This is a genomic window from Nocardioides fonticola (assembly GCF_039536805.1).
GTDB lineage: Bacteria > Actinomycetota > Actinomycetes > Propionibacteriales > Nocardioidaceae > Nocardioides > Nocardioides fonticola.
This window is the reverse complement of sequence record NZ_BAAAZH010000017.1, coordinates 146795-162595: the sequence shown is the minus strand read 5'-3', so window position 1 is coordinate 162595 and position 15801 is coordinate 146795. Positions and strand designations below refer to the sequence as shown.

The 15801-nt window shown below is 74.6% G+C and carries 14 protein-coding genes; 9 read left to right on the top strand and 5 right to left on the bottom strand.

Annotation, left to right across the window (positions count from 1 at the left end; all coding sequences use genetic code 11):
• Positions 1-164: 164 nt before the first annotated feature.
• Both ABD671_RS13025 and ABD671_RS13020 read right to left on the bottom strand, forming a co-directional pair.
• Complete coding sequence (locus ABD671_RS13025; protein ID WP_344733822.1) at positions 165-746, bottom strand: DnaJ family domain-containing protein; 582 nt, start codon at positions 744-746, stop codon at positions 165-167.
• Positions 747-855: 109 nt separating this feature from the next.
• On the bottom strand, positions 856-1479 hold the full coding sequence (locus ABD671_RS13020) for a nitroreductase family protein (RefSeq protein ID WP_344733821.1): 624 nt from the start codon (positions 1477-1479) through the stop codon (positions 856-858).
• Between the two features lie 10 nt (positions 1480-1489).
• Here ABD671_RS13020 and ABD671_RS13015 point away from each other — a divergent pair, with 10 nt between their 5' ends.
• From ABD671_RS13015 to ABD671_RS12990, 6 genes are all read left to right on the top strand, one after another.
• Positions 1490-2683: an allantoate amidohydrolase gene (locus tag ABD671_RS13015; RefSeq protein WP_344733820.1), complete on the top strand. Its 1194-nt coding sequence runs from the start codon at positions 1490-1492 to the stop codon at positions 2681-2683.
• The gene (locus ABD671_RS13010; RefSeq protein ID WP_344733819.1) at positions 2680-3996 is read left to right on the top strand and encodes a formimidoylglutamate deiminase; all 1317 of its coding nucleotides are present in this window, start codon (positions 2680-2682) and stop codon (positions 3994-3996) included. The genes ABD671_RS13015 and ABD671_RS13010 overlap by 4 nt, the downstream gene beginning before the upstream one ends.
• The gene (hutI, locus tag ABD671_RS13005) at positions 3993-5192 is read left to right on the top strand and encodes an imidazolonepropionase (RefSeq protein WP_344733818.1); all 1200 of its coding nucleotides are present in this window, start codon (positions 3993-3995) and stop codon (positions 5190-5192) included. Before ABD671_RS13010 ends, hutI begins: the two co-directional genes overlap by 4 nt.
• Positions 5189-5527 carry an iron chaperone gene (locus ABD671_RS13000; protein ID WP_344733817.1) on the top strand — a complete coding sequence of 113 codons (339 nt, stop codon included), beginning with the start codon at positions 5189-5191 and terminating at the stop codon, positions 5525-5527. Before hutI ends, ABD671_RS13000 begins: the two co-directional genes overlap by 4 nt.
• Before the next feature lie 71 nt (positions 5528-5598).
• Positions 5599-5748 (top strand): hypothetical protein, encoded by a 150-nt coding sequence (locus tag ABD671_RS12995; RefSeq protein ID WP_344733815.1) that lies wholly within the window; start codon positions 5599-5601, stop codon positions 5746-5748.
• Positions 5749-5769: 21 nt separating this feature from the next.
• Positions 5770-8778 (top strand): ATP-binding protein, encoded by a 3009-nt coding sequence (locus ABD671_RS12990; RefSeq protein ID WP_344733814.1) that lies wholly within the window; start codon positions 5770-5772, stop codon positions 8776-8778.
• A 23-nt stretch (positions 8779-8801) separates the two neighbouring features.
• Here ABD671_RS12990 and ABD671_RS12985 read toward each other — a convergent pair whose 3' ends face one another.
• Positions 8802-9248, bottom strand: a complete 447-nt coding sequence (locus ABD671_RS12985) for an SRPBCC family protein (protein WP_344733813.1) — start codon at positions 9246-9248, stop codon at positions 8802-8804.
• A 231-nt stretch (positions 9249-9479) separates the two neighbouring features.
• On the opposite strand from ABD671_RS12985, the gene pdhA reads away from it, so the two are divergent.
• From pdhA to ABD671_RS12970, 3 genes are read left to right on the top strand one after another with little or no spacing between them, the layout of a single operon-like run.
• Positions 9480-10643 carry a pyruvate dehydrogenase (acetyl-transferring) E1 component subunit alpha gene (pdhA, locus tag ABD671_RS12980; protein ID WP_425574916.1) on the top strand — a complete coding sequence of 388 codons (1164 nt, stop codon included), beginning with the start codon at positions 9480-9482 and terminating at the stop codon, positions 10641-10643.
• Entirely contained in the window at positions 10640-11626 is a 987-nt protein-coding gene (locus ABD671_RS12975) for an alpha-ketoacid dehydrogenase subunit beta (protein WP_344733812.1), read from the top strand. The genes pdhA and ABD671_RS12975 overlap by 4 nt, the downstream gene beginning before the upstream one ends.
• A gap of 12 nt (positions 11627-11638) precedes the next feature.
• Entirely contained in the window at positions 11639-13087 is a 1449-nt protein-coding gene (locus ABD671_RS12970; protein ID WP_344733811.1) for a dihydrolipoamide acetyltransferase family protein, read from the top strand.
• Positions 13088-13398: 311 nt separating this feature from the next.
• Here the strand turns inward: ABD671_RS12970 and ABD671_RS12965 are convergent, their stop codons facing one another.
• Both ABD671_RS12965 and ABD671_RS12960 read right to left on the bottom strand, forming a co-directional pair.
• Positions 13399-14199, bottom strand: a complete 801-nt coding sequence (locus tag ABD671_RS12965; RefSeq protein WP_344733810.1) for an SDR family oxidoreductase — start codon at positions 14197-14199, stop codon at positions 13399-13401.
• Positions 14196-15764: a hypothetical protein gene (locus tag ABD671_RS12960; RefSeq protein WP_344733809.1), complete on the bottom strand. Its 1569-nt coding sequence runs from the start codon at positions 15762-15764 to the stop codon at positions 14196-14198. Before ABD671_RS12960 ends, ABD671_RS12965 begins: the two co-directional genes overlap by 4 nt.
• Between the last annotated feature and the right edge of the window lie 37 nt (positions 15765-15801).

Here is a 15801-nt window from a genome sequence, read left to right as displayed (position 1 = left end):
CAGTCGACAGGTCCGCGGATCGGACGCCGGCGAGTGCCGGTGGTCGAGGTGCGAGCGCAGCGAGCCGCGAGACCCCGGGACGTGCGGGCTCACCGGTACCGGCGGGTGTCCACCTCGCCGGGTCTCGCGGGTCGGCGCCGGGGCGCCTCCCACCTCGACCACCGTCAGGGGCGCCGCGACCAGGGGAACCGGCGCCGGCGCCGCGGAGCCGGCTCGGGGACGGCGGCCAGGGTCGCCCGCCGGCGTTCGTCGCGCCGCTCCCGCCAGGCCGCGAGCGTGGCCTCGACGTCGCGCGGCATCGTGATGAGCGGTGGGCCGTCGACCGGGGTGTAGCGGGCCCGGATGACGCGGGCGTTGAACTCCTCGATCTGCTGGCGGGCCTCGCTCTCGACGATCGTGCGGTCGAGCAGGTCGTCGAGGGCGGCGTCGTCCTTGCGCAGTTGCAGGGCGGGGGGCAGGACCCCGGTGATGCGTTCGCGTTCGACGAGGCGCTTGACCCACCAGTTCGGGTCGCCGCTGTCGGAGAGGTCGAGCGGCTTGCCGGCGCCGGGCAGGTCGTCGAAGTCGCCGCGTGCCATCGCGATCCGGATCTGCTGGTCGACCCAGCTGCTCTGGTGCTGGGCCCGCAGGCGGGCGGCGGCGCGCTCACCGCCCTGCGTGCGGTCGGCGGCGCGCAGGTGCTCGGGCTGGGACTGGGACTCGGGCCGGTGATCCGGCTGGCGGTCGGGACGAGCGGACTCGGCCATGGCTCCAGCCTACGAGGGGTGCCCGAACCCCGGGCCGGGCGCAGTTGTCTGGGATCCCAGACAGCGGGTCGGGTGCCCGTCGTTGACCGCTCCGCGGCCGACCGATGGACTAGGCCCCATGCCAGCGACCGCGATGGAGGACCTCCTCCAGCGGACGCCGTGGCCGTCGCGCCGGCGAACCGGCGTTGCCGGTGGCCGCCGGGTCGGGCAGTCGATGGCCCAGCGTCATCGCCCCGATGGGGTCGTGGTCGTCGGGGATCCCGAACGCCGCGCGGACGGCGTCCACCCGGTGCGGCGGGATCCCGAAGAAGCAGGCGCCCAGGCCCTCGTCGACGGCCGTGAGCAGCACGAGCAGCGAGGCCATGGCGGTGTCGAGGTCCCAGTAGGGCTTGTGCCACCGCGGGTTCGGGTCGTCGGCGGCCCACCCCTTGTCGGTCTCGGCGTAGCGGCGCCGGTAGGCGGCCTCGCTGCTGCACGGCACGATCACGACCGGCGCGGTCATCAACCCCGCCAGCCAGCGGTCGGGTGGCTCGAGGTCGTCGGCGGTCGTGGCCCAATAGCGACGCACGTCGTCGGGGGTGTCGAGCACGAGGAATCCCCAGCCCTGGCTGAAACCTGCGCTCGGCGCATGGGTCGCGTTGCGGATCGCACGGTCGACCACCGCCGGATCGACCGGCGTCGCGGCATAGCGGCGCACCATGCGGCGACGCCGCACCACGTCCTGGAACTCCACGGAGGTCACTGTGTCTGACGTCGAGTCGATGTGGCGAACGCTCGCCCCACTCGGCCACACCTCGAGCGGCTACCGGCGGCGTCCCTACGACGCCGCCGAGACCGAGATGCGCGCCTGGTTCGTCGAGGAGGCGCAGGCGCGCGGGCTGGTCGTCGAGGGCGACGGACTCGGCAACCTCGTCGCCTGGTGGGGCCCGGACGACGCCCCGGCGGTGCTCACCGGCTCGCACCTCGACTCGGTGCCCGACGGCGGCGCGTTCGACGGCCCGTTGGGCGTGGTCTCGGCGCTCGGTGCGGTCGACCTGCTGCGCGAGCGTGGCGTGGCGCCGGTCAAGCGCCTGGGCGTGAGCGTGTTCGCCGAGGAGGAGGGCTCCCGGTTCGGGATCGCCTGCCTGGGTTCGCGTCTGGTCACGGGGTCGCTGACCTGGGAGCGCGCCCGCGAGCTGCGCGACGCCGAGGGCCGTGCGCTCCCCGACGTGCTGGCGGCCAGCGGCCTGGACGGCGTCCCGATGGGCCTGGACGGCGTCGAGGCGTTCGTCGAGCTGCACGTCGAGCAGGGCCGTGGGCTCGTCGACCTCGACGCCCCGGTCGGCATGGCGGCCTGCATCTGGCCGCACGGGCGCTGGCGTTTCGACTTCACCGGCGAGCCCAACCACGCGGGCACCACGCGCATGGAGGACCGCGCCGACCCGATGCTCACCTACGCCGTCACCGCGCTCAGCGCGGCCAAGCAGGCGCGGCTGACCGGCCAGCGGGCGACCTTCGGCCGGGTGGCCGTCGAGCCGAACTCCACCAACGGCATCCCCTCGCGGGTCACCGCCTGGCTCGACGCGCGATGCGCCACCGACGCCGAGCTGGAGCGGCTCGTCGCGGTGATCTCCGAGCAGGCCGCCGCCCGCGCCGAGCGCGACGGCACCTGGGTGATGGTGACCGCCGAGTCGGTCTCGCCGTCGGTCGACTTCCCGGCCGACCTCGCCGCCCGGCTGGGCCCGGGCCTGCCGGTGCTGCCCACCCAGGCCGGCCACGACGCCGGCGTGCTCGCCGCCGCCGGCATCCCCACGGCGATGATGTTCGTGCGCAACCCCACCGGCGTCTCGCACTCGCCCGAGGAGCACGCCGAGATGGCCGACTGCCTGGCCGGTGTCGACGCGCTGGCCGACGCGCTCGAGCGGCTCGTCGCCCCGGGGGAGGGGGACGACGCGTGAGCCCGACCTCCGTCGTCCTCGAGCGCGCGCTGGTGGGAGACCCCGGTGACGCGGTGGTCGCCGACGACGTGCGGGTCACCATCGCCGACGGCGTCATCACCTCGGTGGTCGCGGGCGCTGCCCGGACGGCGTCCGAGCCGGTGGTGCGCGGCCTGACGATCCCGGGCCTGGCCAACGCGCACAGCCACGTCTTCCACCGCGCGCTGCGCGGGCGCACCCAGCGCGGCGGCGGCAGCTTCTGGACCTGGCGCGAGCAGATGTACGACCTCGCCGCCCGGCTGACCCCCGACGACCTGCACGAGCTCGCGCGCGCCGCGTACGCCGAGATGCTCGCGGTCGGCATCACCTGCGTCGGGGAGTTCCACTACCTCCACCACGCGCCCGACGGCCGGCCCTACGACGACCCCAACGCGATGGGGTACGCCGTCGTGGCGGCCGCCGTCGAGACCGGCATGCGCATCACGCTGCTCGACACCTGCTACCTCAGCTCCGGCTTCGGGGCGCCGGTCGAGGGCGCCCAGCGGCGCTACACCGACGGCGACGCCGACGCTTGGGCCGCGCGGGTCGACCGGCTCGAGCTGCCGCCGTCGGCCCGCCGCGGCGCGGCCATCCACTCGGTGCGCGCGGTGCCCGCCGACCAGCTCGGCGCCGTCGCGACGGCGTCCGCGGGCGGGCCGCTGCACGTGCACCTGAGCGAGCAGCGGGCCGAGAACGAGGCCTGCCTGGCCGCCACGGGTCGCACCCCCACCGCGCTGCTCGACGACGCCGGCGCGCTGGGCCCCGACACCAGCGCCGTGCACGCCACCCACCTCACCGACGACGACGTCGCGCGCCTGGGCGCCACCCGCACCCACGCCTGCTTCTGCCCGACCACCGAACGCGACCTCGGCGACGGCATCGGCCCCTCGCTCGCGCTGCGCGCCGCGGGGGCGCCGCTGACGCTCGGCTCGGACAGCCACGCGATCGTCGACCTCTTCGAGGAGATGCGCGCCGTCGAGCTGCACGAGCGGCTCGCCAGCGAGCGCCGCGGCCACTGGCCGGCCGGCGCGCTGCTGGAGGCCGCCACCTCGCGCGGGCACGCCAGCCTCGGCTGGGACGACGCCGGGCGCATCGAGGTCGGCGCCCGTGCCGACCTCGTCGTCCTCGACACCCGCAGCATACGCACCGCCGGCACCGGGGCCGACGCCCACACCGCCGTCTACGCCGCCGGCGGCGCCGACGTGCTCGCGGTGATGGTCGACGGCGTGTGGCGCGACATCGACCCCGCCGGCGCCGGCGCCCGGCTCGACGCCGTCATCGGGAGGCTGCTGTGAGCGGCTCGACCCTGCTCACCGGCATCGGCGAGCTGGTCACCAACGACCCCGACCGGGTCGCCGGCGACGACACGGCCGGGCTGCTGCACGACGCCGCCGTGGTGATCGCGGGCGAGCGGATCGCCTGGGTCGGCCCTGCGGCCTCCGCGCCCGACGCCGACGCACGCGTCGACGTCGCGGGCCGCGCCGTCCTGCCCGGGTTCGTCGACTCCCACGCCCACCTGATGTTCGCCGGCGACCGGGCCGCGGAGTTCGCCGCCCGCATGGCCGGGACGCCGTACGCGGCCGGCGGCATCCGCACCACCGTCGCCGCCACGCGTGCCGCCACCGACGAGCAGTTGGCCGCCAACGCGGGCCGCCTCGTGACGGAGATGCTGCGCCAGGGCACCACGACGGTGGAGATCAAGAGCGGCTACGGGTTGAGCGTGCGCGACGAGGCCCGCAGCCTCGCGATCGCGCGGCAGTTCACGCCCGAGACGACCTTCCTCGGCGCGCACGTCGTGGCCCCCGAGTACGCCGACGACCCCGCGGCCTACGTCGACCTGGTGACCGGTCCGATGCTCGAGGCCGCCGCTCCGCACGCCCGCTGGATCGACGCGTTCTGCGAGCGCGGCGCCTTCGACGTCGACCAGGCGCGCGCCGTCCTCGAGGCGGGCGCGGCCGCCGGCCTGCGCGGGCGGCTGCACGCCAGCCAGCTCGGACCCGGCGCCGGCGTCCTGCTGGCCGCCGAGCTGGGGCTGGCCGCCGTCGACCACTGCACCTACCTCACCGACGACGACGTGCACGCGCTGCGGGAGTCGGGCACGGTGGCCACCCTGCTGCCCGGGGTGGAGTTCTCGACCCGGCAGCCCTACCCCGACGGTCGGGCGCTGCTCGACGCCGGTGTGCGGGTGGCGATCGCCTCGGACTGCAACCCGGGCTCCTGCTTCACCAGCAGCATGCCGTTCGCGATCGCCCTGGCCGTGCGCGAGATGGGCCTGACCCCGGCCGAGGCCGTGCGCGCCGCCACCCTCGGCGGCGCCCGGGCCCTCGACCGCGACGACGTCGGACGCGTCGTCCCCGGGGCCCGCGCCGACCTCGTGCTGCTCGACGCGCCCTCGCACGTGCACCTCGCCTACCGTCCCGGCGTCCCGCTCGTGGCCGGGGTGTGGCAGGCCGGGCGCCCGGTCGTCGGGGCTGCGACACTCCTGCCATGAGCGACGTCGCCGCCTACCTCGCGGCCCTCGACGAGCCTGCTCGCAGCCGGGTCGGCGAGGTGCTCGACCTCGTGCGCACGCTCCTGCCGGATGCCGAGGAGCGCATCAGCTACGACATCCCGACCTTCGTCGTCGCCGACCGCGCGGTGGTGCACGTTGCCGGCTGGGCCCGTCATCTGGCGCTCTATCCGGTGCCCGACACCGCCGAGGCCCCCGAGCTCGAGGCGCTCCTCGCGCCCTACCGGGCCGGCAAGGGCACGCTCCGCTTCGAGCACCGCGACCCGCTGCCGGTCGACGTCCTCACCGCCGTCGTCCGGGCGCTAGGGCGCATCTGAGGTACCCGCCCGCCCGGATCTGAGGTATCTCCCGATGTGCGGGCCTACCTCAGGCGCGCACGCTCGGTGCCATGAACGAGAACTACCTCGCCGGTCGCGCCGAAGTCGCCTACCGCCGCACCCAGATCCGTCAGCAGTTCACGGAGGCCCGCCTGCGTCGCGACCTGCGGCGCCGTCGCCGCGGGCCGATCGCCATCGAGGGCTCCGACCGCCTCTCCTGAGCCGGGCCACGGGTGAGCCTGGTGGCTGCCGCGACTGTCGGCGTCGTGCGCGATCATGAGCCGGTGCCGTCGCCGCGTCGTCCCCTCGTCGGCCGTGACGCCGAGCTCGCCGAGTTCGCCGCCGCGGTCGGACTCGACGACCCCGCGCCCGCGGGCCGCGTCGTCCTGCTCTCCGGCGACGCCGGGGTGGGCAAGACCCGCCTGCTCTTCGCCCTGCGCGACCGCGCCGTCGAGGCCGGACGCCGCGTGGTCGCCGGCCACTGCCTCGACTTCGGCGACGCCGCGTTGGCCTACCTGCCCTTCTCCGAGGTGCTCGGCCGCCTGGTCGCCGAGTCGCCCGCCCTGGTGGCCGAGGTCGCCGAGAGCCACCCGACGCTGAGCCGCCTCCAGCCCGGTCGACGCACGCTGAGCGCCGAGGTCTCCGCCTCCCCCGAGGCCGCCGGACTCGACCGCGGCGAGCTGTTCGCCGCCGTGTGGGCGCTGCTCGAGCGCGCGGCCGCCGAGACCCCGCTGCTCCTCGTCGTCGAGGACTGCCACTGGGCCGACCGCTCCACCCGCGACCTGCTGTCCTTCCTCTTCGCCCGGGCGCTGGTCGGCGAGGCGCCGATCGCGATCGTGGCCTCCTACCGCTCCGACGACCTGCATCGGCGCCACCCGCTGCGCAGCCAGGTCGCCTCCTGGGTGCGCCTGCACGGCGTGCAGCGGCTCCACCTCGACCGGCTCGGCGACGACGCCGTCCGCGCGCTGGTGGGGCAGCTCGCGGCACGTCCGATCGCCGAGTCCGAGCTCGCCGGCATCGTCGCCCGCGCCGAGGGCAACGCGTTCTTCGTCGAGGAGCTCGTCGGCACCGGCGCCGCGATGGCGGGCGACTCCGACCGCGCCCTGCCCGACGACCTCGCCGACGTGCTGCTCGTGCGTCTCGACCGTCTCGACGACGACGCCCGCCGCGTCGTCCGCGCGGCCGCGGCGGCCGGACGCCGCGTCGACGACGACACGCTGTGGGCCGTGTGCGGCCTGACGACCGAGCAGTTCGAGAGCGGCATCCGTGCCGCGGTCGAGCACCACGTGCTGGTGCCCGACGGCGGCCGCTACACGTTCCGGCACGCGCTGCTGGGCGAGGCCGTCTACGACGACCTGCTCCCCGGCGAGCGCACCGCCCTGCACCGCACCTACGTCGAGGCCCTGCGGTCGGGCGCTCCCGGTACGGCGGCCGAGCTCGCGCGGCACGCCCGGCTGGCCCACGATCCCGACACCGCGCTGCGCGCGAGCGTGCGCGCCGGCGAGGAGGCCCTGGCCGTCGGCGGGCCCGAGGAGGCCGCTCAGCACCTGCTGACCGCCCTCGACCTGCTCACCGACCCGCGCGTCGAGGTCGGAGACCTCGACGTCTCCAAGGTCGTCGTCCGGGCCGGGGAGGCGCTGGCTGCGGCCGGGCACGCCGTCCGGGCCGCCGAGGTGATCGGCGAGCAGCTGCGGCGCCTGCCGGCCGACGCCCCGGCCTCCTGGCGGGCGCGGCTGACGATGGGGTGGGCGGAGGCCCTCTTCCTCATCGAGAGCGGCGTCGACCTGGTGGCGCTGACCGCCGAGGCCGTGGCGCTCGTCCCCGACGACGCGCCCCGGCTGCGGGCGAAGGTGCTGGCGGGCCGGGCCCGGGTGCTGGCCGCCTACGGTCGCTTCGAGGAGGCCCAGGCGGTCGGGCTCGAAGCCCTGGCCCTCGCCGAGCGGCTCGACCTCGCCGACCTCGCCTCCGAGGCGGCCACCACGGTCTCGGGCCTGCGCAACGCCCCGCCGGAGGTGCTCCGCGCCGCATTGACCCAGGCGATCGAGCGCGCCGAGAGCGACGGCGCCCTGCATGCCGAGCTGCGCGGCCGCTTCCACCTCGGGCGCAACCACGAAGACCACGGCGAGCTCGACATCGCGCTCCAGCACTTCGGTGCGGCGATCGCGCGCGCCCGCGCGGCCGGCGTCCCGTGGGCGCCCTACGGCTTCGAATCGCGGTGGCAGGCCGGATGGATCCACATGGTCCGCGGCGAGTGGAGCCTCGCCCGCGAGGTGCTCGACCCGCAGGGCGCGCCGCGCATCCCAGCGGCCATGCTCGCCAGCGTGCGGCTGCTCCTCGAGGTCGAGCAGGCGGCGGACGACGAGGTCGCAGCCGTGGGGGAGCGCGCTCGGGCGCTCCGGCCGACCTGGACCGAGGAGGGGGCGATCCCCATCAGTTCGGCCGCCGTCGAGATGCACGCAGCGCGGCGCGCCGGCGACCTCCCGGCGGCGCTGGCCGCCTACGACGCGGTGGTCGAGGTGCTGAGCGCCCTGTGGCGGCCGTGGTTCAGCGCCCGGCTGCGACTGGCCGCCACGGCCCTGCGGGCCGTCGGCGAGGTCGCGCCCGGCCTGAGCGCCGCCGAGCGCCAGGCCCTGCTCCCCGACATCGATCGACTCGAGGCCGACGGCCGCATGGTCGTCGAGCGCTACGACGACCCCTCGGGCCACTGGGGACCCGAGGGCCGCGCCTGGGCGCTGCGGCTGCAGGCCGAGGCGCTGCGCGCACGCTGGGCGGTCGGCGTCGAGGTCGACCCCGTCGCGCTGTGTGCCGCCTGGAACGCGGCGTCGGCCGCGTTCGCGGAGTTCGGGCACGTGCCCGAGACCGCCGCGTGCGACGTCGTCCGGGCCCGCGTCGCGGCGGCCACCGGCGACCTCGCCGAGGCCCGTCGTCTCGCAGCCGGCGCCCGCGCGACCGCCGAACGGCTCGGCGCCGTCCAGCTGCTGGCCGCCTGCGACGAGCTGCTCGGTGCGCGCGGCGTCTCCGCGTCCGGGTCCGCGGCGTCCGGGCCGGGGGAGGTCGCGCTGACCCACCGGGAGCGCGAGATCCTCGCGCTGGTGGCCGAGGGCCGCAGCAACGGCGAGATCGCCAAGGCGCTGTTCATCAGCACCAAGACGGTCTCGGTGCACGTCTCGAACATCCTCGGCAAGCTCGGCGCCTCCGGGCGCACGGAGGCCGCCGCGATCGCGCGGCGGCGGGGACTGCTCGGCGAGTAGGGCCCTCGCGCCCCGGTGATCGATCAGGACGCCGCGTCGGCCTCCGCGGCCTCCTTGAGCTTCACCAGGGTCTGCTCGATGCCGGCCTGGGTCTTGACCGCGTACATGCGGCTCAGCAGCTGCCGGGCGCCGACGGGGTAGCGGGAGATGTCCCAGGTCTCGGTGACCTCGGTGCCGCCGTCCGCGGTCGGGGTGAGCTCGTAGCGCCAGCGGTGCGGCGCGAAGTGCTTCCACGCGATGAGGCGGTCGGGCTCGAACTCCACGACGGTGTTGGGGGTCTGGTACTTCGCGCCCATCTTCATCTTCATCGCGAACTTCGAGCCGAGCTCGAGCCGGTCGGGGCCCTCGGCGACGCCGAGGACGGTGCCCGAGCCGTCGATGCGCGCGTGCTGGCGGGGGTCGGCGAGGATCGCGAAGACGACCTCGGCGGGGGCCGCGATCGTCGTGGAGGCGCTGACGGGGGTGGTCATGCCCCCGAGCGTAGAAGGCGCGCCCCAGCGGCCGCGAGGGTCGGCCCGCGGGCGGAGCGGGAGGCGCCTCCGGGGGCGGAGGAGGGGTGGAGTGGGCGGTGTCGGCCGGGAGCGCTACCGTGGTCGTACCCTGTGTCCCGGATCACAGCTGCGCCACCCCTGCAGCTGCGTCCGGGCGGACAGCGTCCCGGCGGCGACCCCGCCCGCGGACCCGAGACGACGGAGCGACCCGTGACCCCAGATCCCACCTTCGGCCCCGACCTCGTGGAGGTCTTCGGCCCCTCGCAGAGCGACGGCGGCCCCGAACTGGTCCAGCTCCTCACGCCCGAGGGCGAGCGGGTCCACCACCCGGAGTTCGACCTCGACTTCGACGCCGACGAGCTGCGCGGCTTCTACCGCGACATGGTGCTCACGCGGCGCATCGACGTCGAGGCCACCGCCCTCCAGCGCCACGGCGAGCTCGGCCTGTGGGCCCAGCTGCTGGGCCAGGAGGCCGCGCAGATCGGCGCCGGTCGTGCGCTGCGCCCGCAGGACCACGTCTTCCCCACCTACCGCGAGCACGGCGTCGCCTACTGCCGCGGCATCGATCCGCTCCAGCTGCTCGGCCTCTTCCGCGGCGTCGACCAGGGCTCCTGGGACCCCGCCGAGCACCACTTCGGGCTCTACACGATCGTCATCGGCGCCCAGACCCTGCACGCGTGCGGGTACGCGATGGGCATGCAGCGCGACGGCGTCGTCGGCACCGGCGACCCTGCGCGCGACGCCGCCGTGCTCGCCCACTTCGGCGACGGCGCGTCGTCCCAGGGCGATGTGAACGAGGCCTTCATCTTCGCCGCCTCCTACAACGCCCCGGTCGTGTTCTTCTGCCAGAACAACCAGTGGGCGATCTCGGAGCCGATCGAGCGCCAGACCCGCATCCCGCTCTACCAGCGGGCGCTGGGCTTCGGCTTCCCCGGCATCCGCGTCGACGGCAACGACGTGCTGGCCACCTACGCCGTCACCCGCGCTGCGCTGCAGCGGGCCCGCGACGGCCAGGGGCCGACGTTCGTCGAGGCCTACACCTACCGCATGGGCGCGCACACCACGACCGACGATCCCACCCGCTACCGGCTCTCCTCCGACGTCGAGAGCTGGAAACTGAAGGACCCCATCGCGCGCGTGGAGGTCTACCTCAAGCGCAACGGCCTGGCCGACACCGACTTCTTCGAGGCGGTGGCCGCCGAGGCCGACGACCTCGGCGTCCACCTGCGCGAGGGCTGCAAGGCCCTGCCCGACCCGCAGCCCCTCGACCTCTTCGACCACGTCTACGCCGACATGCCGGCCGAGCTCGCCGCCCAGCGCGACGGCTACGCCGACTACCTGGCCTCCTTCGAGGGTGCGGAGGTGGCCCGATGAGCGAGCGCACGAAGATCACCTTGGCCAAGGGCCTCAACGCGGGATTGCGCAAGGCGCTGGAGAACGACCCGAAGGTGCTCGTCATGGGCGAGGACGTCGGCAAGCTCGGCGGCGTCTTCCGCATCACCGACGGTCTGCAGAAGGACTTCGGCGAAGACCGCATCATCGACACCCCGCTCGCGGAGTCCGGCATCGTCGGCACCGCGGTCGGCCTGGCGTTGCGCGGCTACCGGCCGGTGGTCGAGATCCAGTTCGACGGTTTCGTCTACCCCGCCTACGACCAGATCGTGTGCCAGGTCGCGAAGATGCGCTACCGCAGTCGCGGCCGCAGCCCGATGCCGATGGTCATCCGCATCCCCTTCGGCGGCGGCATCGGCGCCGTCGAGCACCACAGCGAGTCCCCGGAGGCGCAGTTCGCCCACACGCCGGGCCTGAAGGTCGTCGCGTGCTCGAACCCGGTCGACGCGTACTGGATGATCCAGCAGGCCATCGCCTGCGACGACCCGGTGATCTTCCTCGAGCCCAAGCGGCAGTACCACGCCGAGAAGGCCGAGCTCGACGAGTCGATCGCCCCGCCGCCGCTGTTCACCTCCCGCGTCGTGCGGCGCGGCACCGATGTCACGGTGCTGGCTTACGGGCCGACCGTGCGCACCGCGCTGCGGGCCGCCGAGGCTGCCGCCGGCGAGGGCCGTTCCCTCGAGGTCATCGACCTGCGCACGTTGAGCCCGCTCGACCTCGACCCCGTCTACGACTCAGTGCGCCGTACGGGCCGGGCGATCGTCGTCCACGAGGCGCACGTGAACCTCGGCCTGGGCGCCGAGCTGTCGGCGCGCATCAGCGAGGAGTGCTTCTTCTCCCTGGAGGCGCCGGTGCTGCGGGTGGGCGGATTCGACACGCCCTACCCGGCCGCGCGCAACGAGGAGCACTTCCTGCCCGATCTCGACCGCCTGCTCGACGCCGTCGACCGCAGCCTGGCCTTCTGAGAGGAGCCCCGCATGCCCGAGTACAAGCTGCCCGACGTCGGCGAGGGCCTCACCGAGGCCGAGATCGTCACCTGGAAGGTGAAGGTCGGCGACGTCGTCGCCGTCAACGACATCGTCGTGGAGATCGAGACCGCGAAGTCGCTGGTCGAACTGCCCTCGCCCTTCGCCGGCGAGGTCACCGCACTCCTGGTCGCCGAGGGCGAGACGGTGCCGGTCGGCACCCCGATCATCGCGATCGGCGAACCGGCCGCCGCGCCCGTGCCGGCGGCGGCCGCTCCCGCGGCGTCCTCCGCGCCCGCCGCCCCGCCGGCCGAGATCGACCTGTCCAACCCCGCCGCGGGCGGGCTCGGCGAGGGCGAGTCGCTGGTCGGCCGGTCGAAGGTCGAGGGCGGCGCGGTCCGCCGCCCCCGCCGCGTCGCCTCGGGGGCCGACGCCGCCCGCCTGCAGACCGCGGCGTCCTTCATGCCCGGCCAGGCCTCGCCGATGGTCGAGGCCGTCGAGGTCGAGCCGGTCGTGGAGCCGGTGGTGGCGGGCAGCCCCGACCGTGCCGAGCCGCTCAGCCCGGCCGCCGTCCGGGTGCTCGCCAAGCCGCCGGTGCGCAAGCTCGCGAAGGATCTCGGCGTCGACCTCGCCACGCTCATCGGCTCCGGTCCGGGCGGCGTGATCACCCGCGCCGACGTCGAGGGCGCGCCGTCCCCGCACCGCGCCATGCCCGAGCGGTACGCCGACCTCGGGCGGCCGGGGGTGGCGCCCATGCAGGGCGCCACCGAGACCCGCGAGCCCATCAAGGGCGTGCGCAAGGCGATGGCGCAGGCGATGGTCTCCTCGGCCTTCACCGCGCCGCACGTCACCGAGTGGGTGCAGGTCGACGTCACCCGCACGGTGGAGTTCGTCGAGCGGCTGCGCGAGCGTCGCGAGTTCCGCGACCTCAAGGTCTCGCCGCTGCTCGTGCTCGCCCGCGCCGTCACCCTCGCGCTGCGGCGCACCCCGATCATCAACTCCTTCTGGGACGACGCCGCCCAGGAGGTCGTCATCCGGGGCGGGGTCAACCTCGGCATCGCCGCCGCGACCCCGCGCGGGCTCGTCGTCCCGAACATCATGGGCGCCGACGCGTTGTCGATGCGCGAGCTGGGTTCGGCGATCGGCGACCTCGTGGCCGTGGCCCGCGAGGGCCGCACCCAGCCCGCCGACATGGCGGGCGGCACCTTCACGATCACCAACGTCGGGGTGTTCGGGGTCGACGGCGGCACGCCGATCATCAACCCCGGCGAGTCCGCGATCCTCTGCTTCGGTCAGATCGCCGACCGGCCGTGGGTGGTCGACGGCGAGCTCGCCGTCCGCAAGGTCGCCACCCTCACGCTCTCCTTCGACCACCGCCACATCGACGGCGAGGCCGGCTCGCGCTTCCTCGCCGACGTGGCCTCGATCCTGGAGGACCCCGCCACGGGGCTGGTGTTCTGAGGGCTGGCCGGGGGCGTCCGGGCGTCCGGCGCTGCAAGATTCTTCGGTCGACCGAAGAATCTTGCACCGGAACGGCGACGTTTCGCCGTCCCAGTGCGAGTTTCGCGGCGCACGCGAGTGATCCGGCCGCTGGGGTCGCGAAAGATTCGGCGGGTACCTGTCGACGTTTCGGCGGGTACCCGCCGAAACTTTCGGTTCGCGTACGAAGGTTCGCACTCCCACCGAAAGATTCAGCGGCCGACCGCCGAACCTTCAGCGGTCGACCGCCGAAACTTTCGCGCCCCAGCCCCCCAACCAGCCCGCCCAGCGACCTACTTCGGGTCCCACCCGGCCGGCGAGCGCGGGTGCAGCATGGCGTCGGTGCCGCCGTCGGCGTAGATGGTGGTCCCGACCAGCAGCGATGACGCCGGGGAGAGCAGGAAGCCGATGACGGCGGCGATCTCCTCGGGTCGGCCGTCGCGGCCGATCGCGGTCGGGTAGGCCTCGCCGAGCGGGCCGAACACCGGGTCGGCGGCCAGTGCCTCGGTCATCGGGGTCGCGATCTTGCCGGGCGCGACGGCGTTGAGGCGGATGCCGGCGCCGATCCACTCCTCGCGGATGCCGTGGGTGCGGGCCCACCAGGCCAGCGCCGCCTTGGTCGAGGGGTAGACCATCACGGCCTCCACCTGGGCGGCCGCGGCGCGGGCGGCCTCCTCGTCCTCGGCCAGGCAGGCCTCGGCGGTCGCGAGCTGCCAGCCCGGCATCCCGGTGATCGAGTTCGAGGCGAGGAACGCCACGGCGGCGTCCCCGGGGACGGCGAGCAGGTCGCGCAGCCCCTCGACCAGCGCGATCGCGCCGAAGAAGTTCACCGACACCAGCAGCTGCGGGTCCGTACCGGTCAGGCCGGCGACGCCCGCGCACGGGACGACGCCGTGCAGGCCGACCGCCGGATCGACGAGCGCACGCACGGCGGTCACGGCGGCGTCCCGGCCCGCGGGCGTGGCGAGATCGCCGATCACGTCGGCGTCGCGCAGGTCGACCGTGATCACCCGGTGCCCCTGCTCGCGCAGCAGGGCCGTGGTGGCGGCGCCGATGCCCGAGGCGCCCCCGGAGACGACGTAGGTGCGGGTCACGAGGAGCTCCCGTCGGCGAGGCGGATCAGCCCGGTGAGGGTCGCGACGTAGAGCGCGCCGTCCGGGCCGAGGTAGATCGCGGCGTAGTGGTTGTTCCACTGGATGCCGGTGCCGGTGAGCCGGTTCCAGACCGTCTTCCCGGTGCGCAGGTCGATCGCGGTGACGTACCAGGCGTCGATGAGGTCCGAGCGCTTCGGCTTCGTGTAGGCGTAGAGCAGGCCGTTGCCCCACGACGCCTTGGCCACCGAGGTCGGTGCGATCGAGTCGTTGGTCCAGGCGATGTGGCAGCCGTCGGGGTCGAGCTCGACCTTCGTCAGACCGGGCGTCGTCGTCCGACCGAGCGTCGTGGTCTGCACGCCCTCGTAGCCGTAGTTGTTCTCGGCCACGAAGCCGTCCCCGGTCGAGACCAGGCTGTTCTCCGTGGTGCCGGTGTCCTTGCCGAAGATCGGGACGGCGCAGTGCAGCCGCTCGTCGTCGGCGACGCCGCGACGCCGGTCGAGCACGAGCACGCGGGTGCGCGGGTCGGCGTTGTCGGTGATCGCGATCCAGCGGCGTCCGAGCAGGGTGGGACTCGTGCCCGAGCCCTGCGAGAGCATGCCGGGCTTCTTGCGGCTGCCGCGGTCGTAGGCCGCCCGCCAGGTCACGTCGGGGACGCCGTCCCGTGCGGCGTCGAGGCGGTAGAGCGCGTGGGTCGTCACGGCGTACACGCCGCCGGTCTCGTCGGAGGAGACCGAGTTGAAGATGCCCTCGGGCTCGGCCGCCGTGCCGAGCCGGACGACGTGCACGGCTCCGGTGCGCCGGTCGAGGGTGCCCGCGTAGCCCTGCTGGCTGAAGAACCAGACCCGTCCCGACCAGTCGAGCGTGGTCGCGACCAGGCAGTCGCCCTCCGGCAGCCGGTCGGCCAGTGGCCACTCCGCGACCTGGCGCAGGCTGCCGTCGGCGCGCACCGCGACGTCGACGATCGAGGCGTCGGCGGTGGTGGCGATCGCGTGGTCGCGCTTGTCGAGTACGAAGTAGGTGCCGCCGCAGATGTCGGTGAACGGGTTGCCGCCGGCCAGCAGATCGCGTTGGGAGATCTGCAGTTGCGAGATCGCGCGCAGGCTCACCGGATCGATCACCATCACCATGAAGCCCTCGAGGCCGCCGCACAGGCCGACGAGTCGTCCTCGGGAGTCGAAGGCCGCGGTCGCGCACTCGCGGATGCCGTAGGACGCCGTCGTCATCGCGAGGTCGCGACCCAGCGGCCCCGCGACCTCGTAGGCGTCGGAGGAGTAGGCGTCGTTGTGCATGCTGCTCGTGCCGTTGGGCGAGAGCCACGGGTTCTGCGGCACCTCGGGGTGGGGCACGGGCCTCGCCACGGCGGCGGCCCCGGTGAACCGCGGCACGAGCAGATCCGTGGGCAGCGGCACGATGGGCAGGCCGGGGATGGTCGGCAGTGCCGGCAACCCCACGCCGTCCGCGGACGCCGGGGTATGGCTGAGCGCCGGAACGAGCAGCGCGGCCGCGGCGAGCGCCGTCACCAGGCCCCGCCGGAGAGGGCGCCGGGCCAGTCGTCGGGGGAGCATCCGCGCAATGTAACGCGTTCTAGTTTTGCCGACCAGG